Consider the following 22,610-nt stretch of genomic DNA (forward strand, 5'->3'; position numbering starts at 1 on the left):
CCCTGCAACCTCCAGCTCCTCTACCAGGGCCGCAGCCCCAGCTCCGGCGGCGACTACGGCCTGCTGCCCTACCGGCCCGGCCTGCTGACCCAGCAACACTGACGACCCGGCACGGGCCCGGGTGGTCCTGACCGGAGACCGGGCAGGCATGGAGCGGCGGGTTCGGCACGGTGCCGAGCCCGCCGCGCCCGCCGTGCCGGGTGCGGTCCGTGTACGGTGATGCGGATCACGGCGCCCACCGCCGGCGGGCCGTACCGCTCACCGGCGCGCGTCTTCCAGGAGGCGAGCATGGTGACCACGGAGGACGTACGGCGGGTGGCGTGTTCGCTGCCCCGCACGACCGAGCATCTGATCCGCGACCGGATCAAGTTCCGGATGGGGCGGATCGTCTACGTCTCGCTGTCCCGTGACGAGACCCTCATGGGGTTCGCCTTTCCCCGCGAGGAGCGCGCGGCGCTGGTGAGCTCCGACCCGGACAGGTTCCTCATGCCGGTGCCGTCCGACGAGCGGTTCAACTGGGTCCGGGTACGGCCGGCCACGCTCGACGCCGCCGAGCTCACGGAGATCGTGACCGACGCCTGGCGCATGGTCGTGCCCCGGCGGGTCGCCGCCGCGCACCTCGGGAACTGAGATCCACGAAGCGCGAAGGGCGCTCGGACCGAGGGCCGGCCGCCGCCATGGCCTATGCCACCAGGACCGCTCTTCCGAGGGCGTGCCCGACGGCCGTCTCGTTGAACGCCCGGATGGCCGCCGTCTCCGCCGCCCTCACCCAGGCCAGACCGAGGATCGAGGGGGGCAGCCCCCTGACGGGAACGAAACTGACGTCCGGGCGCCGGTGGTGCACCGCCGTGGGGGCGCAGAACAACATGCCACCCCGGTTGAGCGCCACCTGGGTCAGGCCCTCCTGAGCGGTGGTCACCGCGCCGGCCCTGGGAACGGGACGACCGGAGGGGGTGGCGGACGGCGCCGTACGCTCCCGCCACGTGCGCGGGGCCGGGCCGTCCAGGCCGATCAGGGGAACACCGGCCAGTTCCTCCGCGCTGATGCTCGAACGGGCGGCCAGCGGGTGGCGCGAGGACACGCCCAGCCGGTAAGAGACCCGGTTCAGCCCCTCGCCCGCCGCCAGGTCGGGCTCCTCCACCGGGAGCAGCGTGAACGCGATGTCCACCTGCCCGGCCCGCAGCTTCCCGAAGGGATCGGAGAGCGGGATCTCCACGAGCTCCGCCCGGCACCCCGGGTACCGGTGCTCGAAGGCGCGCACGCTGCCGGTGACGACGTCCGTGGGTGTGGCGAGGAAGCCGATCCGGATAACACCTGTCACCTCGCGGGCGTCCGCCCTGGCTCGGCTGACGGCGTTCGCGAGGCCGTCGTAGGAGGGGCGCAGGTCGGCCAGGAACCGTTCACCCAGGGGTGTGAGGCTCACGCGCCTGCTGGTCCGCTGGAAGAGCCGGCCGCCGATCCTGTCCTCCAGTGAGCGTATGAGCTGGCTCACCCGGCCGGGTGACAGGTAGAGGCGCTCGGCCGTACGCGCGAAGTGCAGTTCCTCACCGAGCACGATGAAGCACTCCAGTTCCCTGAACTCCATCCTCACCTCCGCCTGAACCTCTGTCCGATCGTTTAGTCCACCTAAACCAAGCCTCCGGACTTCGGCATTGTTCCCGCCGGTGGACGGCAGAAGGCTGGACGGCATGACCATCACTGACGTCTCCCTCGCCGTCCGGGCGCGCTGGCTCGCGGTGTTCTCGGTCTCGGTGGGCACCTTCGCCATCGTGACCAGCGAGATGCTGCCCGTCGGCCTGCTGACCTCGATCTCCGCCACCCTCGGTGTCTCCGATGGGACGGCCGGGCTGATGATGTCGGCGCCCGGACTGGTCGCCGCCGTCTCCGCGCCCGTACTGGCGGTCACCGCCCGGCGGCTCGACCGCCGTGTCACGTTGCTGGGGCTGATGGCGCTGCTGGCGGTGGCCGACCTGCTGGGCGCGTTCGCGCCGAACCACCCCGTCATGCTGGCCGCCCGGGTGCTGACCGGAGTGAGCATCGGCGGGTTCTGGGCCTTCGCGGCGGGGCTCGGCCCCCGGCTGGTACCCGAGAGGTCCGTCGGCCGGGCCACGTCGATCATCCTGTCCGGGGTGTCGGTGGCGTCGGTGCTGGGGGTGCCCGCGGGGACCCTCATCTCCTCGTTCGCGGGGTGGCGGACCGCGTTCGTCTCCGTGGGGGTGCTGGCCCTGGCCCTGCTCGCGCTGCTGGCCGCCACCCTGCCGCCCCTCCCCGGCGAATCCCCGGCGGGGGCGGCCGAGCCGTCGCCCCGCGAGACCGCCTCCCCCACGCCGAAGGGACGGTCCCCCCGGCTCTCCGGCCCGCTCAAGGTCGTCCTCGTCCTGACCGGCCTGATCGTGTCCGGACACTTCGCGGCCTACACCTACGTCCGGCCGTTCCTGGAGCAGGTCTCACACGCCGGTCCCGCCTTCGTCAGCGCCGCCCTGCTCCTGTACGGCGCAGCGGGCGTGGCCGGCAACTTCGCGGCGGGCGCGTGGGCGGCCAGGAACCCCAGGCCGGTCCTGATCACACTGGCCGCGCTGATCGCGCTCTCCACGGCGGCGCTGCCCCTCGCCGTCCCGCCCCTGATCATGCTCGTGGTGTGGGGTCTGGGCTACGGCGGCGTGGGGGTGGCGCTCCAGCTCTGGATCATGCGGTCGGGCGGCGGGGAGATGGGCACGGCCCTCTTCGTCGGCGCCTTCAACGTCTCCATCGCGTTCGGCTCGTTCGCCGGCGGCCGGATCGTGGACGGCGTGTCGCTCTCCGCGGTGATGTGGGCGGGAGCGGCGCTCGCCGTGGCCGGCGCGGGTGTCGCGGGCGTCGCGGGTGTCGCGGGCGGGAGGGGACGGCCGATCCGCCGGAGGGCCGCGCCTGACGCTGATGCCGTGGCGGGAGAAGGGCGGGAGGTGGAAGGCTGCCCGGTGTGAAGATGCACGACGATCAGCTGACGGTGTCGCCGGAGACGGTGCGCGCGCTGGTGGACGAGCAGTTCCCCCGGTGGCGGGACCTGCCCGTCGCCGCCGTCGCCTCCCAGGGGACGGTCAACGCCATCTTCCGCCTGGGCGACCGCTTCACGGCCCGGTTCCCCCTGCGGGCCGGGCAGGTCGGACCGACGCGGCGGTGGCTGGAGTCCGAGGCCGAAGCGGCTCGCGAGCTGGCGGGCCGTACGCGGTTCCCCACGCCCGAGCCGGTCGCGCTCGGGGAGCCCGGCGCGGGGTACCCGCTTCCGTGGTCGGTGCAGACGTGGCTGCCCGGCGTCGTGGCGACCGACGAGGATCCGGGGGGATCCGTCGCGTTCGCCCGCGACCTGGCCGAGTTCATCCGTGACCTGCGCGCGATCGGCACGGACGGCCGTACGTTCGCCGGCGACGGCAGGGGCGGCGATCTGAGGTCCCACGACGCGTGGATGGAGACCTGTTTCGAGAACAGCGAACGACTCCTGGACGTTCGCCGGCTCCGCCGGATGTGGGAGGACCTCCGGAGCCTCCCGCGTACGGCGGGCGACGTGATGACCCACGGCGACCTCATCCCCGGCAACGTGCTCGTGTCGGCCGGACGGCTGGCCGGGATCCTCGACGTCGGCGGTTTCGGGCCGGCCGACCCCGCCCTGGACCTCGTGGGCGCCTGGCACCTGCTCGAAGCCGGGCCGCGGCGGGTGCTCCGCCGGGAGCTCGGGTGCGACGACCTCGAATGGGAGCGGGGCAGGGCGTGGGCCTTCCAGCAGGCGATGGGGGTCGTCTGGTACTACCTGGAGACCAACCCGGCCATGAGCCGGATGGGCCGGCGCACCCTGAAGCGCATCCTGGCGGAGCCCCTCTCCCCGCGCCGATAGCGGGAAACAGGCGCCCGCGATGAGGCCGAGGCCCCGGATCGTCCTTCGCAGGTCCTCACCGTACGCTTCCCCGCCGACCGGCGGGCGGTCGCGGGAGGGCTCATCTGCGTCAAACGGACCGGTCCACCGGGATCGGTGGAAACAGGCACGGGTGGACGGCCCGGCGAAGCCTAGACTTACGGCATGCCGATCCACCTGACCCTGCTCGACGGTGTGCGGTGGCAGGGACGGCCGGTGGTCGGCGAGAGGGCTCAGGCTCTGCTCGCGGCCCTCGCGCTCGACTGCCGGACCGTGAGCGCGGACCGGCTCGTCGCGGAGGTGTGGGGGGACGGCGAGCCGGCCAACCCCGCGAAGGCGCTGCAGGTCCTGGTGTCCAGGACCAGGTCGGTCATGGGGCCCGCGTCGCTGGTCACGGAGGGGACCGGCTACCGGCTCGGGGTTCCGTCCGACCGGATCGACGCCGGCCGGCTGCACGCTCTGGCGGGCCGGGCGGAGGCGCTGCTCGCCGGGAATCCCGCCGCGGCGGCCGCGGCGGCGGAGGAGGCGCTCACGCTGGGAGCCGGGGCGCTGCCGCCCGAGGGAGGCGGCCCGCTGGCCGAAGTGCGCCGCCGCGCGGAACACGACCTGGCGTCCGCGCGGGTCGTGCTCGCCCGGGCCCGGAGCCGGAGCGGTGACCACGGCCCCGCCCTGCCCGGCCTGGAGGAGGCCGTCCGCGTCCGCCCCGAGGACGAGGGACTGCTCGCCGACCTGCTGCACAGTGAGGCGGCGGTGCGCGGAACGGGCGCCGCGCTGGACCGCTTCGAGCGCTACCGGTCGGACCTTCGCGACCGGATCGGCGCCGACGTGGGCCCGGAGCTGCGGCGGGTCCACCGCGAGCTGCTGGCACTCGACAGCCCCGTGCGCGCCGGTGTGCGGTTCGACGCGACCCCGCTGCTCGGCCGCGACGAGGACCTCCGGCGGGTGCGGGCGCTGCTCGCCGCCTCCCGGGTGGTCTCAGTCCTCGGTCCGGGCGGGCTCGGCAAGACCCGGCTCGCCCACGCCGTCGCCCGCGAGGCCCCGCAGCCGGTGGTGCACTTCGTCGAGCTGGTCGGCGTGACCGCGCCCGAGGACCTGGTCGGCGAGGTCGGGTCGGCGCTCGGTGTCCGCGACTCGGTGACCGGGCGCCGCACGCTCAGCCCGCGGCAGCGCGCCGACGTCCGCGCCCGGATCGCCCAGCAGCTCGACCTGGCCCCGGCGCTGCTGGTGCTCGACAACTGCGAGCACCTGGTGGAGGCGGTCGCCGACCTGGTCTCCTATCTGGCCGCGACCACGCGGGAGCTGCGCGTCCTCACCACGACCCGCTCGCCGCTGGCGATCGCCGCCGAACGCGTCTATCCGCTGCCCCAGCTGGGGACCGGTGACGCCGCCCGGCTGTTCCGTGACCGCGCGACCGCGGCCCGGCCGGGCGTGCGCCTCGACACCGGCGACGTGCACGCCGTCGTGGCCCGTCTGGACGGCCTGCCCCTCGCGATCGAACTGGCCGCCGCGAAGGTGCGGGTGATGTCACCGGCCGAGATCGCCCGCCGGTTGGAGGACAGGTTCACGCTGCTGCGCGGCGGCGACCGGAGCGCCCCCTCCCGGCACCAGACGCTGCTGGCGGTGATCGACTGGTCCTGGAACCTCCTCGGTGAGCGGGAGCGCCGGGCCCTGCGCCGCCTCTCGGCCTTCCCGGACGGCTTCGCCCTCGACGCGGCGGAGGAGGTGCTCGGCTGCGACGCCCCCGGCGACGTCCCAGGCGGCCCCCTCGGTGACGCCTCCGGTGGCCCCCTCGGTGACGCCCTCGGGGATGTCGAGGAACTCGTGGAGCAGTCCCTGCTCACCGTCGTGGAGACGGCCGACGGGATCCGTTACCGCATGCTGGAGACGGTGCGCGAGTTCGGCCGGATGCGGCTGGACGCGGCCGGCGAGACCGCCGGGGCGCGCGCCGCCGTACGCGCGTGGGCCGTGGGGTACGCCGGCCGGCACGGCGTCCGGCTGTACTCGCCGGAGCAGGTCGACGCGATGGACCGGCTGCGTCCGGAGGAGACGAACCTCGCCGACGTCCTGCGCGAGGCCGTCACCGAGCCCGACCCCGAAGCGGTCACGGTGCTGTTCTCCACGCTGAGCGGCTACTGGACGATCCGCGGGGACCATCCGCGCAGCATCGTCCTCAGCCCGGCCGTCGCCGCCGCCCTGGCCGGCTGGACGCCTCCGCCCCGGCTCCTCGACCCGGCCCGGATGGCCCTGAGCATGGCGCTGTTCAGCATCGTCATGTCCTCCCCAGAGGAGGCCGAGGGGCCGGCCCGGCTGCTGTCCGAGCTGGGAGCAGACTCGGCGAACCCGGCGGTCCGGGCGCTGGTGACCGCGCTGCTCGCCATGGTGTCGGATCCCGAGCACGGCCTGGACGAACTGGCCTCCGGTCCCGATCCGCTGACCCGCCGGATCGCGCTGCACTGGCTGAGTCACGGCCGGGAGAACGCCGGCGACCCGGTCGGCGCGATCGAGGCCGCCCGCGCCGCCCTCGAACTCGTCGGCGACGACGGCGGCGGCGGCCCCTGGCACCGGGCGATGCTGCACGCCCAGCTGGCCGGCATGTACGCGCATCTCGGTGACTCCGCGGCGGCGGCCGGGCATGCCGCCGAGGCGATCCCGGTGCTCGAACGCCTCGGGGCGTTGGAGGACGCCATCCAGCTCCGCGCCGCCTTCGCCATGACGGTGCTCTCCGAGGGGCGCCGTGACGAGGCCGCCCGGATGATCGACGAGCTGGAGGCGCTGGCTTCCCGGGGCGCCTGTCAGGGCGCCTACGGCGAGACCATGTCGGTCGCCGCCGCCCGGGCCGAGCTGGCCCTCGCCGACGGCGACGTCGCCGAGGGTCTGCGGCGGCACCGCGAGACCGCCGAGGCGCTCAGGAACCTGCGCGTCTCGGGCACACCGGGGGGTTTCCCGCCGTGGGCCGTCCTGGGCGAGGTCGTCGCGCTCTCGGCGCTCGCGCAGTACGGCGAGGGCGACGACGGCGCGGACCTCTTCGAGTCGTTGCGGACCGAGGCCCTGGCCGCGTTCCGGCCGGACCACGTCTTCCCGGACCTGCCGGTGATCGGGATGGTGCTCGCCGGGCTGGGCGTCTGGGGCCTGCTGAAGGGGGCGATGCCCGCCGAGGAGGCCGTCCGGCTGCTCGTGCTCGCCGACCGGTTCGCCTACAACCGGTTCACCCCGACGATGCGGTGGGCGGTGCTGTCCGCGCACGCCGAGCGTGTCGCTCCCGGCGTCCTCTCCCGGATCGACGCCGAGTACGGCGAACGACGCGGCCCCGACCTGCTGGCCGAGGCCCGTGCCGCCCTGGAGCGGCTGGTCTGACACTCCGGAGCGGGGGTCGGGCACCGGCTACATCTTGCGGGAGTAGGAGCGGACCGCCAGCGGAGCGAAGATCGCGATGACGACCACGCAGCCGATGACCGCCCAGCCGACCTCGGCCGTCACGGCCCCGTCGTTGAAGAGGTCGCGCACCGCTGAGACGACGTGCGACACCGGGTTGACCTTGACGAACGCCTCCAGCCAGCCGGGCAGCGTCTCGGCGGGGACGAAGGCGTTGGACAGGAAGGTCAGCGGGAACATGATCATCATCGAGATGCCCTGGACGCTCTGCGCCGAACGCGCCATCGTGCCCAGCCAGGTGAAGATCCACGCCAGCGACCAGCCCGCGAACACGGTGAGCGCGATGCCCCCGACGCAGCCGAACACGCCGCCGCCGGGGCGGTATCCGATGAGCAGGCCGGTGAGGAGCGTCAGGACCGACGCCATGCCGTAACGGATCAGATCGGCGATCATCGGGCCTGCCAGGGGGGCGATCCTCGCGATCGGCAGGGACTTGAAGCGGTCGAAGACCCCCTTGTCCATGTCCTCACGCAGCTGCACGCCCGTCGCCATGCAGACGGTCAGGGCGGTCTGGGCGAGGATGCCGGGGATCAGCACCGGGAGGTAGTCCGACACGCTGCCGGAGATCGCGCCGCCGAAGATGAACGCGAACATCGCGGTGAACAGCAGGGGCTGGATGAGGACGTCGAAGAACTGCTCGGGCTTGCGGCGCATCTTCTTCAGCGCCCGCCACGCCATGGACAGGGTCTGGACCCCGGTCTCCTGGAGCGAGCTGTGGGACGTGGTGCGGGCGACCGCGGCGGCCGGGTCGACGCGCCGGGCGGCGCGGCCGGAGGGGGTCGCCGGGGTCGTCAGGGTCGCCGGGGCCGGGGTGCTCGTGGTCATCGGGCCGCCTCCATGAGGGGTTCGCCGGCCTGGGGTTCGCCGGTTCGGGGTTCGTCGGCGCCGTGGCCGGTCAGCGCCAGGAAGACCTCGTCCAGCGTCGGCTTGGCGACGCTCATCGAGGAGATGCCGATGCCCGCCTCCCGCAGGCCGATCAGGACGTCCGCGGCCCGGTCGGGGTCGGGCAGGGGGATGTTCATCCGTCCCGACTCCGGGGTCAGGACCGGCTCCTCGGCCAGCAGCCGGCGGACGACGTCCGCGGCCAGGGCGATGTCGGAGCCGTCCGCGAGGCCGAGCTGCAGGGTCGAGTCGCCGACCTGGGTCTTCAGGGCGTCGGGAGTGTCCTCGGCGACCTTCCGGCCCCGGTCGATCACGGCCACGCGACCGGCCAGCTGGTCGGCCTCGTCCAGGTACTGGGTGGTGAGGAGGATCGTGGAGCCGTCGGTGACCAGCTCGCGGATCGTGTCCCACATCTGGCCCCGGGTCCTCGGGTCGAGGCCGGTCGTGGGCTCGTCCAGGAAGATCAGGGGCGGGCGGGTGATCAGGCTGGACGCCAGGTCCAGGCGGCGGCGCATACCACCGCTGAAGTGGGCCAGGGGACGGTCGGCCGCCTCCTGGAGACCGAAGCGCTCCAGCAGGTCACCGGCGACGGCCTTGGCCCGGGTGCTCGTCAGGCCCTGCAGGCGGGCGAACAGCCGCAGGTTCTCCCGGGCGGTCAGGTCCTCGTCCACCGAGGCGTACTGACCGGTGACGCCCACCAGCTGCCGGATGCGGTGGGGTTCCCGCCGGACGTCGACACCGAAGATCTCCGCGTGTCCGCCGTCGATCGGGAGCAGGGTGGCGAGCATCCGGAGCATGGTGGTCTTGCCCGCCCCGTTGGGGCCCAGGACCCCGAAGATCTCGCCCTGCCGTACGTGGAGATCGACTCCGTCGACGGCCCGGAAGTCTCCGAAGTCCTTGACCAGGCCGTCGGCCCGGACGGCGTCGAGGTCCGCCATGACGTCTCCTCTCTGACGCCGGGTACCTCCCGGCCTCGGAGAAGAGCTTCCGCGTCGCCGGCTTCACCGCGGCTTCACGGTGGTTTCACCGCCGGACCGGCGGTTTCATCACCGGACCGGCGGTTTCACCGGCTCCGGCGCCCCGGACACGGCCGGCGACGGCGACCTCGATCCCGCCCGGCGGTCTCGCCGCCGGGCGAACGCGGGCGTCCGCCGGGGATCGCGCGCGGGCGTCCGGCGGAGAGCGCGCGCGGGCGTCCGGCGGAGAGCGCGTCAAAGCCGGCGCAGCACCTCCATGGCGTCCCCCTCGATGCGCGAGAGATCGCGGAGGATGACCCCGGCCTGTTCGAGATGTCCCGCGTCGCCGCTCTCCCCGGCCTTCGCGATCAGGGCGGCCACGTCCGTCCACAGGGTGGCGGCCTCGGCGTACAGCCTCTGACCGGTGCGGAGGCCGGCGTCGCCGACCAGCTCGGCGCACTCGCCGAGGAAGTCGCGGTAGAGAGCGCGGAACAGGGAGCCGCCGGTGCCGGCCTCCTCCATGAGGACGGCCGCCTGCGGCAGGTCCCGCCGCGGGTCGCCCGCGCGCAGCAGCCATCCGGGCACCCGCTCGGCGGCCTTCCCGATGCCCCGGTGGCCGAGGTTCGCGATGGGAGCGGACAGGAAGGCGGCGGCGCAGTCCCTGACGGCGGGGACGACCTGGTCCTGCCAGCGGGGCGGGCGCTCCGGCAGGGCGATGGTGAAGGACCGGTTCCTGGCGGTCATCGGGCCGCGTTCGGCCCGCGCCAGGGCCAGACTCGCCCGGCTGGTGCGCACCGCCCCGCCCTGCCGCCAGGTGTCCACCAGATGCACGTCGTGCTCGTCGTAGCCGTACATGGCGACGACGTGGCCGCCGAAGTGCACCTTGGACCGGAAGTACTCCATGTGGTGGCAGTCGAGCTGGAGGCCGACCGGCCGGCCGGAGTCGACGGGGGCGGCCGCGTTCTCCCACGCCCTGCGCGGCGAGGCGGTCTCCCTGACCTCCAGGGTCAGTCCCAGCCTGGCGGTCAGGTTCCTGGTGAGCTCGAAGGGCCTGACGCGGCCTCCGAGGAAGGGGAACTCCATGCCCTTGGCGTCCCAGTAGACGAAGGACAGGCCCGAGCCCAGCCCGAACAGCATTGGCTCTGACAGGTCGAGTCCCTCGTGCCGCAGCAGCACCCCCAGCGCCGTCGTCTCGCAGTGGTGCGTGTCACGCGCCTCGACGCCCTTCACGATGGTCATACGTCGCCCTCCTCGACAACCGGGCTACCGGCGCGCCCGCCGCCTCCCTGGCCGGCGGCCAGGATCGTCAGCGGCAATCATGGGATCTCCCACAGGGGGAGAGTCCAGCTGGATCGGCGAGGCCGGCCCCGCCCACCCGCTCCGACGGCGAGGGCCCGGACCGGGGGTTCCCGGTCCGGGCCCTGATCGCCTCCGGGATCCTCCCGGTTCCGCGCGTGGCCGCCGCCCCGGCCGCGATCGGGCCTCGCCGGCACGGCATCGCCCCCGGGGAGCAGGCGGGCGAGAGTGGTCCCCGGGGGCGGGAGGGTCAGACGCCGTCCTCCCGGGCGGCCTGCTCAGAGGCCTGGTCCTCCCGGGCGGCCTGCTCGGAGGCCTGGCGGATCCGTTCGATCTGCGCCTGGGTGACGTTGAGCGTGCCGAACTCCCTGACCGCCTGGTAGTAGCTCCAGGCGAGGCCGTTGCAGGTGCTCCTGGGGATGGTGGAGTAGCCGGCGCAGACCTGCTTCATGTCGAAGTAGAACGAGTCGTCGATGCGCGACTTGTTCGCCGGGAACTGACCCACCGCCTTGTAGTTGCGGTAGCCGAAGTCGTGACGCCGGCACGGCATCCTGAAGTCGAAGCCGAGCGGCTGATCGGGGCTCGCCGAGCAGAGGTCGGTCGACCAGTCGAAGGCGTACTCCGCCCAGCTCCCCTGGTTCTGCCAGGCGGAGCGCCAGGCGGCGGCGCTGGACGACGTGGGCTGGCTGAAATTCGAAAGCGCGGCGAGCTTCTGTTCCGGTGTCACCGCGTAGGCGGGCAGTGCCGCCCCGAGTGACGCGACGAGGGAGAGGGCGACGGTTGCGAGGGCTCGTTTGACCATGGGGCTCCGCCTCAGGCTGGGGGGTACCTCTCGGGCAGGATCCTGCCATCGCCCAGAATGGCCTGGAATTCCCCGGCGCACCGGAACGGATCTTCGTCAAGACCAAGGTCAACATTTGTCAACAAAGGCCGTTTACGGCACTTACAGTTCGACGTAAGACCGTACGGGCTCTCCGGTGCGTCCCAGGAGGGCGCGGACCTCCTCGGCCTCCGGAACCCGGAGCTCGCCGTACAGGTCGAGGGCCAGCCGCGCGTGCTCATGGGCCCGCGCCGGGTCCCCGAGCGCGAGGTGGGCGCGGGCCAGACCGTCGTGGGCGCGCGCCTGTTCCGGCCGGTTGCGCGTCAGGTCGGCGAGGGCGAGCGCGGCCGTGTGCTCCTCCACCGCCCGGACCGGGTCTCCCGCCGCCTCGGCCAGCCCGTTGAGCGCGGACGCCTCGCCGGCGGTGTCGCCGAACCCTCGGTGGAGAGCCGCGGCCTGCTCGTGGTGGGTGCGCGCCCGGACGAGCTCACCCTGGTGCCGCAGGACGACGCCGAGATGGTCGAGGGTCGTCGCCTCCCCGGCCGGGTTGCCGATCTTCCGGTGGAGCTCCAGCGCCAGGTCGAGGTGGCGCCGGACCTCCTGCGGACGACCCGTCCGGTCGAGGACGAGGGCGAGGATGCCGAGCACGTGGGCCTCGCCCCACGTGTCGGCGCCGATCCGGGTGAGGTCGAGCGCCTGCCTGAGGTACCGTTCCGCCGGTTCGTCCTGCCTCCGCCGCAGGGCCACGTTGCCCAGGGTGAGCAGGGCCCGAGCCCGTTCGGCGGTCTCCTCGCACACGTCGAGGGCCTGGTGCGCGTGCTCCTCCGCCCGCTCGTACTCGCCGAGCCGCCAGTGCGTCCACGCCAGGTCGGTGAGCGCCCGCGCCTCGAACTCGCGGCGGCCGAGCGCACGACTGCGCCGGAGTGACAGGGTGTGGAGGGTGAGCGCGTCGTCGTGGTGCGCCTGCCGGTCCAGATAGGGGCGCATCGCCAGGGCCAGCATGCCGAGGCAGATCTCCGGCCCGTGGACGGCGGTCGCGATGATGTTGGAACGCTCGGCGTCGAGCCAGGCGATCGCCTCCGCGGCGTCGCGGACGGGCGCGATCGGGGTGTCCGGCCGGGGGATGCCCTCCCGCTCGCTCAGGCTGTCGGGGAAGAGCAGGTCCATCGCCGCGCGGGCGCGGTGCAGGTAGTAGGTGAGCAGCCGCAGGACGGCTCCATCGTCCTCGGCGATCGAGCGCGCGTGCTCGCGGAGCAGGTCGTGGAAGGTGTACCGGCCCGGTTCGAGCTGCAGGATCATGTGGGCGTCGAGGAGACCTTCGAGGATCTCCTCCGCCTCGTCCTCCGGGATTCCCGCCAGCGCGGCCGCGCCGCGGGCGTCGATGTCACGACCGGGCACCAGCCCGAGCAGGCGGAACATGCGCTGCTCGGCGTCGTCCAGCTGCTCGTAGGAGAGGGTGAAGGCCGCCGACACCCCGTCCAGCAGCCGGCGGCGCTCCCGCAGCCGGTCCGCCAGGTAGGAGACGGGCCAGCGCGGCCGGTGCTGGAGGCGGGCGGCCGAGAGCCGGATGGCCAGCGGGAGACGCCCGCAGAGCCGCAGCACCTCGCGTACGGCGTCCGGCTCGTGGCGGGCGCGTTCGCCCACGATCCGCTCGAACAGCCCGGCGGCGTCCTCCTCGCTCGGCACGTCGACCGAGAGCGCCTGGGCGCCGTCCAGGTCGACGAGCCGCCGCCTGCCGGTGACCAGGACGAGGGTGTCGGAGTGCCCCGGCAGAAGGGGACGCACCTGCTCGGCGTCGAGGACGTTGTCCAGTACGGCGAGCACCCGGCGGCCGGTCAGCTCGGCGCGCCAGAGGGCGCCCCGCTCGGCGGATGAGACCGGGATGCGGTCCGCGGGCACCCCGAGCTGGCGGAGGAGCGCCTCCAGCGCGGAGGCGGCGTCGAGCGGCTCCCGGCCCGCGGTGTGGGCCAGCAGGTCGATGAAGAGCCGGCCGTCCGGGTAGCGGGCGGCCAGCCGGTGGGCCGCGTGGACGGCGAGCGTGGTCTTGCCGATCCCGGCCATGCCGTCGATCGTGACGACCGCCGGCCCGCGCCGCTCGCCGACGAGCCGCTCCAGCTCGGCGGCCCGCCCGGAGAAGTCGGGGATGTCGTAGGGCAGGAAGGTGGAGCGGCGTGGCGGCCCGGGAACGACCGGAGCCGTGCCGGCGAGGCGCAGGGCAGGGTCGTCCGCCAGGACCGCCCGCTCCAGCTCGGTGAAGGCGTGCCCGGGGTCGAGGCCCTGTTCGTCCGCGAGAGCCGTACGGTACGCGCGCGCCGCGGCGAGGGCGTCGGCCTGCCGTCCCGCCCGGTGCAGGGCCAGGACGAGATGGCCGTTGAGCTTCTCGCGGAGCGGGTTGACGGCCACCTGGGCGGCGAGCCCGTCGAGCAGGTCGCCGTGCCGCCCGGCGGCGAGCTCGTCCTCCACCAGGCGCTCGTAGGCCGAAAGGCGCCGGTCGTTCCAGAGCTCCCGGACGCCGTCGGCGTAGTGCGCGTGCACGTCCTCCAGCGCCTCGCCGCCCCACAGGTCGAGGGCCTCGCGCAACGCGCCCGCGGCCACCAGTCCGGTGAACTCCCGCGCGTCGACCTGCCCGGGCTCCGGCCGCGCGACGTAGCCGCCGGCACGCGTCTCGAGCAGCTCCGCGGCTCCCGCGCCGCGCAGCACCCTGCGGAGCGCGGTGATCGAGGCGTGGATCTGCGACCGGGCGGTGTCGGGCCGGTCGTGGCCCCACATCGCCTCGATCAGCCGCTCGATGCCGATCACGCGACCGGCGTTGAGCAGGAGGTAGGCCAGCACGGCGCGGTGACGCGGGGCGATGCCGGTCAGGGGTTCGCCGTCGTGGATCACCTGGACGGGGCCGAGAAGAGTGAACCGCAGCATCGTCCCCCCATGATCACCACATCGTGCGCGCATCGCGAATGTATCAACCCGGTCGGACAACCTGATCTCACACGAACCGAGGGTCCCACCCGGACCGAGACGGAGGAGACACGATGGAAGCCCGGATGAAGAACCCCGCCACGATCATCCCCGCCGCGATGAAGCCGATCATGGAGCTGATGCGGGCCGCCCAGTCGCAGGGGCTCCCCCAGGAGCTCATGGAGATGATCCACCTGCGGGTCAGCCAGATCAACGGCTGCAGCTTCTGCGTCGACACCGGCTACAAGAACCTGCGCAAGCTCGGCGCGAGCGACGAGCGCGTCGGCCTGGTGTCCGCCTGGCGCGAGGCCCCCTACTACACCGACGCCGAGCGGGCCGCGCTGGAGCTGGCGGAGGCGTCGACCCGGCTGGCCGACCGCACCGGCGCCGTCCCCGACGAGATCTGGGACAACGCCACCGCCCACTTCGACGAGCGGCAGATGGCCTCGATCCTGCTGATGACCGCCGTCACCAACCTCTTCAACCGCCTGAACGCCCCGATCCGGCAGGTCGCCGGCAGCTGGTGAACCCCGGCCCCGCGCACGGGAGACGCCGGCCCCGGAGAGCCGGAGGGCCACCTGCCTGCCCCGGCCGCCGTACGGGAGACGCCGGCCCCGGTTCATCGGCCGCACGCCGGTCGCCACGACCCGGCCCCCTGCGGAAGACGCCGGCCCCGGCGGCCCCCTCCACCGAACCACCCCTCACGCACAGGAGACACCGACATGTCCGTCGTCCGCTCGCACCGCTACTCCGTCGCCGGCACCGACCTGGAGGAGTTCCTCGCCCGCCGGAACTCGCTGATCGCGACCGTCCGGGAGGGATACCCCGGGCTCACCCGCACCGTGCTGGTCCGGCTTGAGGACGGCACCTACACCGACACCTGGCACTGGGAGACCGCCGAGCAGATGGGCGCCGCGTTCGCCGCGCTGCCCACCTTCCCGGAGGCGCCGCTGACCATGGCCCTCACCGAGGGCGCCACCGCCCTGAACGGCCGGGTCGTCGACGAGCACTGACACCGCACGGGCCTCGCCGGGCCCTCACCGTCCGGTGCCGGGACACCGCTCACGCGGCCGTCCCGGCGCCCGGGACGCCGCCGGGATCCGGCCGTTCGTCCGCCGCGAATCACCTCGGTCCCGGGAGAGGAGGCGCCGGCCGTACGGCTCCACGGCTCAGGGCCGCGTCAGGAAGTCCGCGAGGGCGCCGCGGCTGCGCTGGAGGCTCTCGATGCGCTCGTCCATGGCCGTCAGCTCCCCGTTCAGGATGTCCCACAGCTCCGCGCACCAGTCGAAGTCCGGACGCTCGTCCCGCGCGCACGGCAGCGCGATGCGGATCACCTCGGTGGTCAGGCCCGCTCTCAGCAGGGCGCGGATCTGCCGCACCGTGACCACGGAGTCGTCGGCGTAGTGGCGGTAGCCGTTCGGCCCGCGCCCGGCCTCGAGCAGCCCCTGCGTCTCGTAGTAACGCAGCAGCCGCGTGCTGACTCCGGTGCGCCGGGACAGCTCCCCGATCAGCATGCGACCCGCTCCCAAGGTTGACCTTCACACTGATGCGAAGCCCTAACGTCGTCCCACGGGCGGACATTCCGGACGGACCGCCCGCGATCCGTTTCGTCTCGCACCGCTGGAGCACCTCATGTCGTCTTTCGTCGCCCACCTTGACGGCCGTACGGCGAGCGCCGGCGAACTGGCGCCGCTGGCCTTCGCGGGTTACGCCCACTTCACCGCCATGCAGGTACGTGACAGCCGGGTACGGGGCCTCGACCTGCACCTGGAACGCCTCCGCTCCGCCTCGGTGACGCTGTTCGGCCGGGCACTGCCCGACGACCGGGTGCGGGCGTGCCTGCGAGCGGCGGTGCAGGCCGGGCCGGCCGACCTCTCGCTGACGGCCACGGTGTACTCCCCCACGGGCGAGTTCACGACGGCGGGAGCCGATGTGCCGCTCGAAGTGCTGGTGCGCACCAGGCCGGCCGTGTCCGGCCCCTGGGCGCCGCTCGCGCTGGCGATGGTCGAGCACGAGCGCTTCCTTCCCGCCGTGAAGCACGTCGGCGAGGTGGCCAAGACGTACCTCCTCCGCCAGGCCGTCGATCAGGGCTTCGACGACGCCGCCTTCGTCGACCGCCGGGGGCGGCTCAGCGAGGCGACGATCTGGAACCTGGCCTTCTGGGACGGCACCGCCGTGGTGTGGCCCGAGGCCGAGGTGCTGGACGGGATCACGATGGGCATCGTCCGCCGGCGGCTGGACCACCTCGGCGTGCCCCAGCGCGTCCGGGAGGTCACGCCCGCCGACCTGCCGACACTGGCGGGGGCCGTGGTCATGAACTCGTGGACCCCAGGAGTGGCGGTGCGCCGGATCGGCGCCGTGTCCCTGCCCGACGCGCCGTCCTTCATGGAACTGCTGCACCGGGCCTACGAGTCCGAACCACTCGTCTCGCCGTGAGTGCCCGTCCGGCCGTCTCTCCCGATGAGGCCGTCCACCACCATCCGCCGGACTCACCGATGTCGACCGGCCTGGCGGCACACGAGGCCGGTCACGGCCGGCCGGGCGGCCCCAGGAGAGAGTGAACGTCGTTCCCGGTGGCCGCGCTCCCGGAGCCTGCACCCCGAAACGCGGTCGCGCGTCTCGCATATGCAGTGATCGACTGTGGAGCGGCCCCGGCAGGCAGGAGAGACGGGGGAAAGACGCGCGGACAGGGGGTGGGCCGCGCGACCGTGCTCTACTGTCCGCCGGGGAGCTAGGGGACACGGCGAGGAAGGGGTAACGCCCTTCCGGCTCCCTCCTTGCCGGCGGACTTTCCGCCTCGCCGTGCCCGTCTCAGCGACCGACGTAGTCGGCCAAGACCTGTGCGGCGCCCTGAAGGTCGCTCACCGGGTGACGCTTCTCCGCGGACCGCCAGGAGTAGTAGGCCCCGCCGTACCCGACGAACACCCACACCGGAAGACCGGCACCGCCGGGACGGTGGACCATCAGGGCACTGTCGTCGTCACGCAGCTCGGCATGGATGCCGTGCTTCAGCAGCTCATCGCGCAACCGGGTGAGCGCGAACACCTCGCGCTGCCGACGCTGGTACTCGGTGAAGGCCGCAGTGGCCTGCATGATCGGATTCATCCGACGCTCCCTCCGGCCCGGCCGCCCGCGAGGCGATCCAGACATTCCTGTTCTCCATACCTGTCGTGGTCATCACTGCTCCCTTCGAGGACGAGCGCACGGCGCGAGCCGAATGGGGTTCCACGTCCCCGGCACGCAGAGCAGGGGCATGTCTCCCTGTTCCCCTCCGACCGAGTCGCCGCCGGCCATCCCCTCGTTGTGATCCGCGTCCCCTGCGGCCGGACGTGGGTTGACGTACCGTGATTGCCTGATGACAAGTCCACCGTTGGCCGGGACGTCAAGGGACCCCCGCATGCCCCCCTCCCCGACCCCCTCGCCGAGAGGAAGGTCCTTCATGTCACAGAAGGCGCCCAATGCCCTGTTGCGGGCCTGGCGGAGTGCCCACCGGCTTACGCGTGTGGAGATGGCTGAGCGGATCAACACCACGGCGACGGGCATCGCCGAACGCTTGGCGTGTGACGAGGAGCGGATCCGCCGTTGGGAGACCGGAGAGGTCAAGTGGCCGAGTACGCCGTACCGGTTGGCCCTGACTCAGCTCACCGGTCTGTCACCGGATGAACTGGGTTTCATACGCTCACAACGAGATAAGGCGGGGATGGCCCAAAGATCCACGCCCTTCATCCGAGACGCGTCGCCGGAGATCGACGAGATCGCGGACATCATGGCCTGGCTGAATCGGGGCAGCCGTCACGCCGATGCCATCGGGGAAATCGAACAGGCGGCGGCATCCATGGCCGACGCACACACCGAGGTCCCTCCCAGGAACCTGCTGTGTCATGTCAGACGCGTACATCGTCAGGTCCGTGACCTGATTGACAGACGTGACCTCGGATTCCGCCAGACGCGGGATCTGTTGCGGATCGACGCCGACCTGATCGCCCACGCCGCCGTACTGCTCGGTGACATCGACCGCGACCAGGCAGCCGAAGAGTACGGTCGGCTCGCCGTCCGGCTCGCCGAAGAAGCCGGTTCCAATCCCGGGCCCGCCTGGTACGCGCGTGCCAAGACGGCGCGATGGCAGGGCCGCTACATCGAGGCCGCCGACCTCGCCCGGCGCGGATACGACGCCACCCCTGCAGGCCCGATGAAACAGCAGCTCGCATGGTATGAGGCCAACTCCGCGGCCCTGTTCGGAGACGCCGGGCGAGCCCGTGAGGCCGCCCACCGTGCCGACATGCCCAATGTTTCAGGGAGAACAGCGGACTCTACCCGCTCTGTCTGGTCCTTCCCCGCGCCCCGGCGGACGCTCTTCAGCCTCGCGGTGGCCGTACGAACCGGAGATCCGGACGGTGCCCTGCGAACGGTCGCCCACACCGACCAGGCGACGGCCGCGGGTGACCGGCCCGCCCCCGCCAACTGGGCACAGATCAGAGTCACCGCGAGCATCGCCCATCTACTCAAGGACGACCTGGCCGGAGTCATCCACGAGACCACACCCGTCCTGGCCATGCCGCCCGAGCTACGTCTGACCACGGTCACCGGCTATCTGGAGGACCTGTCCCATCGGCTTGCCCGTTCCCGTTTCGCCGACAGTGCCGACGCCGTACGACTCAGACAACAGATCCGCGATTTCAAGGCCGCCGCGCTACCGGATGAACCCGTCACGGAGAGCGCATGAGCCCCCTCCCCGCCCGGATGGAAGACCGCTGGGCTCATCGGCCAGAGCCCCGGCCGGGTGAAGGCGTGTTCTACTGGCACCTGCTCATCGGCCGTTATCCGCAGGTCCGCGCGATGGCTCAGGAAGCACGGGACCGGCTCGCTCCCTTCTCCGGCCTGCACTACACACCCGCCAAGTGGCTGCACATGACCGCACTCGTCGTCGGCCCGACCGGCAGCGTCTCTCTAGACCAGGGACACACGATGCTCACCGAGGTATCACGCCTGCTTGCAGACGTGCCACCCGTCACCGTGACGCTGGGCCGCATCCTCTATCACCCACAAGCGATCATGCTCGGCGTCGAGTCCGCCTCCGAGTTGAAACCCATCCGCGACGCCGTCCAGACCGCCGCCGAAACCGTCACCGGCCGTCAAGGGTGCACCGGAGGTGCCGCTCCCTGGACCCCCCACGCCACCATCGCCTACAGCACCGCCGACCAGCCCGCCGCCCCGCTGATCGAAGCCCTGGAAACGTGCCTCCCTCCGCGTGAACTCACGGTCGACTCCGTCAGCCTCGTCATCCAGCACGGCCCCGAACGCCTGTGGGACTGGCAGCACGTCGGCTCCGCACTCCTTCTCGGCGAAGGTGACACCCTCTGATGGGGACGGGAACCGAACGGCTTCAGGCCGGCTGTACAACCAGAAGAGATCTTGATAGGCGGCTCACCGGACGCCGGATCGGCGAGGCGGTGAAGGGCATCGCAGGCTATTTCATGAACTCTCGCGCACCACGCAGCCTGGTCCGCAGATGCCGCTGGGTCAGACCGCAGTCCAACCGCACATCGACCGGCCCGGGCAGGCCGGTGTCGGCGCGCCGGCCGGTCGACAACCGGGCCGGATCGAATCCGTCACGCCGTGCGATGAGACATCCCAGCTCGTACCGGCTCACCGCGTCCGCCCCGGCCACGTGGTGGATCCCCGCGCGATCGGAGCTCGCGAGCTCCAGGAGAGCCGCTGACAGGTCACGGACATGCACAGGGCAGCGCACGTCGTCGGTGAACAGCACCCCGCTCCTGCGGCCTGCGGCCAGCGAGCGCACCAGGTCCTTATGGGGAGACCCGCCGTCACCGATGATCAGAGACGTCCGTGCGATCACCGCGGTTGGGTCGATCACCTGCACGGCCGTCTCCGCGGCCGCCTTCGCCGCTCCGTACGGGGTGATCGGATCGGGAACGCGGTCCTCGGTATAGGTGACCGCCTCACCGGAGAAGACGGCGTCGCTGGACACGTGCACCAGACGTCCGCCGTTCCCGGAGGTCGCGACGGCCACGTGAGCGGCGCCCATGGCCGTCGTCGCCCAGTCCGATTGGCGGAAGGCCGCGTTGACGACGACATCGGGGCCGAACTCGCCGATCAGAGCGGCCACGGCCGTACGGTCGCGAACGTCGAGCGGCAGCCGGTCGGCAGACGCCATCGATGGGGCCATCACCGGGAGAAGTCTTCCCCTCGTCAGCCATGGTTTCAAGGATCCCATCAGAAAGGCCGGAGAGGCCGCCCCCCCAGATGAGACATCTGCGATGTCGTCGGAACACCGGTCCCGTAATCACTGACCGGGCGGAGGAGATGCGGGGCCGGTCATGGACGGCTGGGCGTTGGCGGGCGTGTGGGGAAGTCGCGCAGGAGGCGGAGCGGGCCGAGCAGCAGGACGGTGATGGAGAGGAGCTGGACGGCGGCCATCAGCCACATGGTCCCGCGGACGCCGACCGTCTCGCCCAGCACGCCGCCGAGCAGCCCGCCGAGGGGGATCGCGCCGTAGTTCAGCGCCGACGTGCTCGCGGTGATCCGCCCGAACAGCTCCGCCGGGCAGTACCGCTGGCGGAAGGTGGAGGTCAGGATGTTCGAGGCGACGATGCCCGCGCCCGCGCCGAAACCGGCGGCGGTGAAGGACACCAGGCCCGTGCCGCCGCTGCCGGCCGGGCCGAGCAGCAGCATCGGCGCGGCGAACGCCTCGCACAGCAGGAACCCCCGCGCCGTCCCGAACCGGGCGGCGATCCGGCCGGCCAGCGCCGCCCCCAGCAAACCGCCCGCGCCGGCCAGGGCCAGCACCAGGCCCACCTGTCCGGGCTGGGCGCCGAGGTTCCGGGTCAGGAACACAACCTGGATCGACTGGTAGCCCATCAGCGCGATGTTGGACAGCGCGCTGAAGACGGTGAGTGTGCGCAGGTACGGGTCACCCACGACGAACCGCAGCCCGTCGCGGATCTCCGCGCGCAGCCGCCGCTTCGCCGTACCGCCCCCGTACGCTCCGCTCGCCGTGCCGTCCCGGCGCGGCTCGTTCCCCCCGCCACCTCGGCGCGGCTCGCCCGCCGTGCCGTCCCGGCGTGTTTCGCGTGTGCGGATGGAGCGCAGGCACAGTACGGCGACGCCGAAGCTGAGCGCGTCGGCCAGCACGCCGCTGACCGCGCCGAAGCCCTGCGCGAGCAGCCCCGCCAGCCCCGGGCCGGCGACCTGGGCGGCCGACTCGCCGCCCTGGAGCCTGGTGTTGGCCGCGAGCAGCCGCTCGTCTCCGACCAGGGCGGGGAGGTATGCGCGGTAGGCGAGGTTGAAGAACACCTTCGCCACACCGCCCACGATGGCCGCCACGAGCAGGTGCGTCATCGTGAGCACGCCGCACCACGCCGCGACCGGCACGCTCGCGAACACCGCCATCGAGACGGTGTTGCACGCCAGCATCACCGGCCGTTTCGGCAGGCGGTCCACCCACGCACCCGCGGGCAGTCCGACCAGCAGCCACGGCAGCCAGGCGGCCGCGGTCAGCAGGCCGACGGCGAAGGTCCCGGCGCGCAGCGTCACCACGGCGACCAGCGGGAGCGCCACACCGGCGACGGCGCTGCCGAGCATGCTCGTCGTCTCGCCGATCCACAGCAGCCGGAAGTCGCGCGTCCTCGGCGGACCGTTCCGTACGGCCTGCGTGGCGGCCGCCGCGGTCACGGCTGCCCGGGAACGGCGCGGACGGACAGGAAGACGAGCTCGCGTTCCTGCCCGTCGTCGGGGATCTCCCGGTCCGCCAGTGAGGACAGCAGGGCGAAGACCTTCTCCTCCAGCTCGGCGAGCTCGGCGACCGACAACCTCGCCCAGTGGTCGGTGGTGAACGCGGCCCGCCGCCACGGCTCGGGGTGGTTCTCACGCTCGGCGAACCACTGCCGGACGAGGGCGGTCTGCCGCTCCAGGACCAGGGACTCGGCCGCCACCGCCACGGGGTCGTCGGGGAAGTCCGCCGACGACCAGCTGAGGACGCCCGGCGATCTGCGCCACCAGCGTTCCCGGCGGTCGCGGGCGAGCTCGGGGACCTCCTCCACCAGCTCGCCCGCGGCGAGGACCTTCAGGTGATGGCTGATGTTGCCGACGGCCTGCCCGGTCCTTCCGGCGAGCACGGACACCGTGGAGGGGCCGTCCACCCGCAGGATGTCCAGCAGGCGCCGGCGCAGCGGGTGGGACATCGCGGCCAGCACCTTCGAGTCGCGCACCTCGCGCACCTCGTGTACTTCGTCCGCCGCGCGAGCTTCCGGCGTCCCGTCCGCCGTACCGCTCGTCTGATGATCACGCATCACCCCACCGTAAATGCACAAGAGTCATTGTGCAATGTCTCTTGTATATATGTCCGGGGCACACCGGCAAGTGA

At 72.5% G+C, this 22,610-nt stretch carries 20 protein-coding genes; 9 read left to right on the forward strand and 11 right to left on the reverse strand.

What is annotated here, in order from left to right:
• The first annotated feature begins 288 nt into the window (after nucleotides 1-288).
• The gene (locus tag ACZ6W9_RS33710; protein WP_470121388.1) at nucleotides 289-630 is read left to right on the forward strand and encodes an MmcQ/YjbR family DNA-binding protein; all 342 of its coding nucleotides are present in this window, start codon (nucleotides 289-291) and stop codon (nucleotides 628-630) included.
• Between the two features lie 52 nt (nucleotides 631-682).
• On the opposite strand, the gene ACZ6W9_RS33715 is transcribed toward ACZ6W9_RS33710, so the two are convergent.
• The gene (locus ACZ6W9_RS33715) at nucleotides 683-1,585 is read right to left on the reverse strand and encodes a LysR family transcriptional regulator (protein ID WP_470121390.1); all 903 of its coding nucleotides are present in this window, start codon (nucleotides 1,583-1,585) and stop codon (nucleotides 683-685) included.
• A gap of 103 nt (nucleotides 1,586-1,688) precedes the next feature.
• Between ACZ6W9_RS33715 and ACZ6W9_RS33720 the strand changes: the two genes are divergently transcribed.
• The 3 genes from ACZ6W9_RS33720 (at nucleotide 1,689) to ACZ6W9_RS33730 (ending at nucleotide 7,240) form a co-directional block, all read left to right on the forward strand.
• A complete protein-coding gene (locus tag ACZ6W9_RS33720) occupies nucleotides 1,689-2,963 on the forward strand; it encodes an MFS transporter (protein WP_470121392.1) in 1,275 nt (424 codons plus the stop codon).
• A 2-nt stretch (nucleotides 2,964-2,965) separates the two neighbouring features.
• A complete protein-coding gene (locus ACZ6W9_RS33725; RefSeq protein WP_389962213.1) occupies nucleotides 2,966-3,868 on the forward strand; it encodes an aminoglycoside phosphotransferase family protein in 903 nt (300 codons plus the stop codon).
• A 183-nt stretch (nucleotides 3,869-4,051) separates the two neighbouring features.
• Nucleotides 4,052-7,240, forward strand: a complete 3,189-nt coding sequence (locus ACZ6W9_RS33730) for an ATP-binding protein (protein ID WP_389962216.1) — start codon at nucleotides 4,052-4,054, stop codon at nucleotides 7,238-7,240.
• 27 nt (nucleotides 7,241-7,267) lie between these two features.
• On the opposite strand, the gene ACZ6W9_RS33735 is transcribed toward ACZ6W9_RS33730, so the two are convergent.
• The 5 genes from ACZ6W9_RS33735 to ACZ6W9_RS33755 form a co-directional block, all read right to left on the reverse strand.
• Nucleotides 7,268-8,143, reverse strand: coding sequence for an ABC transporter permease (locus ACZ6W9_RS33735; protein WP_389962219.1), 876 nt, complete (start codon nucleotides 8,141-8,143; stop codon nucleotides 7,268-7,270).
• Nucleotides 8,140-9,138: an ATP-binding cassette domain-containing protein gene (locus ACZ6W9_RS33740; protein ID WP_389962222.1), complete on the reverse strand. Its 999-nt coding sequence runs from the start codon at nucleotides 9,136-9,138 to the stop codon at nucleotides 8,140-8,142. Before ACZ6W9_RS33740 ends, ACZ6W9_RS33735 begins: the two co-directional genes overlap by 4 nt.
• 273 nt (nucleotides 9,139-9,411) lie before the next feature.
• Complete coding sequence (locus ACZ6W9_RS33745; protein WP_470121395.1) at nucleotides 9,412-10,395, reverse strand: BtrH N-terminal domain-containing protein; 984 nt, start codon at nucleotides 10,393-10,395, stop codon at nucleotides 9,412-9,414.
• A 307-nt stretch (nucleotides 10,396-10,702) separates the two neighbouring features.
• Nucleotides 10,703-11,254: a phospholipase gene (locus ACZ6W9_RS33750; protein ID WP_362936712.1), complete on the reverse strand. Its 552-nt coding sequence runs from the start codon at nucleotides 11,252-11,254 to the stop codon at nucleotides 10,703-10,705.
• 141 nt (nucleotides 11,255-11,395) lie between these two features.
• Nucleotides 11,396-14,188, reverse strand: coding sequence for an AfsR/SARP family transcriptional regulator (locus ACZ6W9_RS33755; RefSeq protein WP_470121397.1), 2,793 nt, complete (start codon nucleotides 14,186-14,188; stop codon nucleotides 11,396-11,398).
• Nucleotides 14,189-14,301: 113 nt separating this feature from the next.
• On the opposite strand from ACZ6W9_RS33755, the gene ACZ6W9_RS33760 reads away from it, so the two are divergent.
• Both ACZ6W9_RS33760 and ACZ6W9_RS33765 read left to right on the forward strand, forming a co-directional pair.
• Nucleotides 14,302-14,754, forward strand: a complete 453-nt coding sequence (locus tag ACZ6W9_RS33760) for a carboxymuconolactone decarboxylase family protein (RefSeq protein WP_470121399.1) — start codon at nucleotides 14,302-14,304, stop codon at nucleotides 14,752-14,754.
• Nucleotides 14,755-14,949: 195 nt separating this feature from the next.
• Entirely contained in the window at nucleotides 14,950-15,240 is a 291-nt protein-coding gene (locus ACZ6W9_RS33765; RefSeq protein WP_470121401.1) for a hypothetical protein, read from the forward strand.
• A gap of 156 nt (nucleotides 15,241-15,396) precedes the next feature.
• Here ACZ6W9_RS33765 and ACZ6W9_RS33770 read toward each other — a convergent pair whose 3' ends face one another.
• Nucleotides 15,397-15,741, reverse strand: a complete 345-nt coding sequence (locus ACZ6W9_RS33770) for a MerR family transcriptional regulator (RefSeq protein WP_470121403.1) — start codon at nucleotides 15,739-15,741, stop codon at nucleotides 15,397-15,399.
• A gap of 118 nt (nucleotides 15,742-15,859) precedes the next feature.
• Between ACZ6W9_RS33770 and ACZ6W9_RS33775 the strand changes: the two genes are divergently transcribed.
• Nucleotides 15,860-16,663, forward strand: a complete 804-nt coding sequence (locus tag ACZ6W9_RS33775; RefSeq protein WP_389962242.1) for an aminotransferase class IV family protein — start codon at nucleotides 15,860-15,862, stop codon at nucleotides 16,661-16,663.
• A 375-nt stretch (nucleotides 16,664-17,038) separates the two neighbouring features.
• Here the strand turns inward: ACZ6W9_RS33775 and ACZ6W9_RS33780 are convergent, their stop codons facing one another.
• Nucleotides 17,039-17,332: a hypothetical protein gene (locus ACZ6W9_RS33780; protein WP_389962245.1), complete on the reverse strand. Its 294-nt coding sequence runs from the start codon at nucleotides 17,330-17,332 to the stop codon at nucleotides 17,039-17,041.
• A 403-nt stretch (nucleotides 17,333-17,735) separates the two neighbouring features.
• On the opposite strand from ACZ6W9_RS33780, the gene ACZ6W9_RS33785 reads away from it, so the two are divergent.
• Nucleotides 17,736-18,950 (forward strand): hypothetical protein, encoded by a 1,215-nt coding sequence (locus tag ACZ6W9_RS33785; protein WP_389962248.1) that lies wholly within the window; start codon nucleotides 17,736-17,738, stop codon nucleotides 18,948-18,950.
• 65 nt (nucleotides 18,951-19,015) lie between these two features.
• Complete coding sequence (locus tag ACZ6W9_RS33790) at nucleotides 19,016-19,588, forward strand: 2'-5' RNA ligase family protein (protein WP_470121406.1); 573 nt, start codon at nucleotides 19,016-19,018, stop codon at nucleotides 19,586-19,588.
• Between the two features lie 106 nt (nucleotides 19,589-19,694).
• Here the strand turns inward: ACZ6W9_RS33790 and ACZ6W9_RS33795 are convergent, their stop codons facing one another.
• From ACZ6W9_RS33795 to ACZ6W9_RS33805, 3 genes are all read right to left on the reverse strand, one after another.
• Nucleotides 19,695-20,402: an SDR family oxidoreductase gene (locus ACZ6W9_RS33795; protein WP_470121407.1), complete on the reverse strand. Its 708-nt coding sequence runs from the start codon at nucleotides 20,400-20,402 to the stop codon at nucleotides 19,695-19,697.
• A 161-nt stretch (nucleotides 20,403-20,563) separates the two neighbouring features.
• Entirely contained in the window at nucleotides 20,564-21,919 is a 1,356-nt protein-coding gene (locus ACZ6W9_RS33800; protein ID WP_470121409.1) for an MFS transporter, read from the reverse strand.
• The gene (locus ACZ6W9_RS33805) at nucleotides 21,916-22,536 is read right to left on the reverse strand and encodes a helix-turn-helix domain-containing protein (protein ID WP_470121411.1); all 621 of its coding nucleotides are present in this window, start codon (nucleotides 22,534-22,536) and stop codon (nucleotides 21,916-21,918) included. Before ACZ6W9_RS33805 ends, ACZ6W9_RS33800 begins: the two co-directional genes overlap by 4 nt.
• Nucleotides 22,537-22,610 lie beyond the last annotated feature (74 nt).

Source organism: Streptosporangium sp. NPDC053982, from assembly GCF_055585205.1.

Coding starts and splice junctions, on each gene's coding strand:
- ACZ6W9_RS33710 (WP_470121388.1), top strand. CDS start 289: ATGGTGACCACGGAGGACGTACGGCGGGTGGCGTGTTCGCTGCCCCGC.
- ACZ6W9_RS33715 (WP_470121390.1), bottom strand. CDS start 1,585: ATGGAGTTCAGGGAACTGGAGTGCTTCATCGTGCTCGGTGAGGAACTG.
- ACZ6W9_RS33720 (WP_470121392.1), top strand. CDS start 1,689: ATGACCATCACTGACGTCTCCCTCGCCGTCCGGGCGCGCTGGCTCGCG.
- ACZ6W9_RS33725 (WP_389962213.1), top strand. CDS start 2,966: ATGCACGACGATCAGCTGACGGTGTCGCCGGAGACGGTGCGCGCGCTG.
- ACZ6W9_RS33730 (WP_389962216.1), top strand. CDS start 4,052: ATGCCGATCCACCTGACCCTGCTCGACGGTGTGCGGTGGCAGGGACGG.
- ACZ6W9_RS33735 (WP_389962219.1), bottom strand. CDS start 8,143: ATGACCACGAGCACCCCGGCCCCGGCGACCCTGACGACCCCGGCGACC.
- ACZ6W9_RS33740 (WP_389962222.1), bottom strand. CDS start 9,138: ATGGCGGACCTCGACGCCGTCCGGGCCGACGGCCTGGTCAAGGACTTC.
- ACZ6W9_RS33745 (WP_470121395.1), bottom strand. CDS start 10,395: ATGACCATCGTGAAGGGCGTCGAGGCGCGTGACACGCACCACTGCGAG.
- ACZ6W9_RS33750 (WP_362936712.1), bottom strand. CDS start 11,254: ATGGTCAAACGAGCCCTCGCAACCGTCGCCCTCTCCCTCGTCGCGTCA.
- ACZ6W9_RS33755 (WP_470121397.1), bottom strand. CDS start 14,188: ATGCTGCGGTTCACTCTTCTCGGCCCCGTCCAGGTGATCCACGACGGC.
- ACZ6W9_RS33760 (WP_470121399.1), top strand. CDS start 14,302: ATGGAAGCCCGGATGAAGAACCCCGCCACGATCATCCCCGCCGCGATG.
- ACZ6W9_RS33765 (WP_470121401.1), top strand. CDS start 14,950: ATGTCCGTCGTCCGCTCGCACCGCTACTCCGTCGCCGGCACCGACCTG.
- ACZ6W9_RS33770 (WP_470121403.1), bottom strand. CDS start 15,741: ATGCTGATCGGGGAGCTGTCCCGGCGCACCGGAGTCAGCACGCGGCTG.
- ACZ6W9_RS33775 (WP_389962242.1), top strand. CDS start 15,860: ATGTCGTCTTTCGTCGCCCACCTTGACGGCCGTACGGCGAGCGCCGGC.
- ACZ6W9_RS33780 (WP_389962245.1), bottom strand. CDS start 17,332: ATGAATCCGATCATGCAGGCCACTGCGGCCTTCACCGAGTACCAGCGT.
- ACZ6W9_RS33785 (WP_389962248.1), top strand. CDS start 17,736: ATGGCTGAGCGGATCAACACCACGGCGACGGGCATCGCCGAACGCTTG.
- ACZ6W9_RS33795 (WP_470121407.1), bottom strand. CDS start 20,402: ATGGCGTCTGCCGACCGGCTGCCGCTCGACGTTCGCGACCGTACGGCC.
- ACZ6W9_RS33805 (WP_470121411.1), bottom strand. CDS start 22,536: ATGCGTGATCATCAGACGAGCGGTACGGCGGACGGGACGCCGGAAGCT.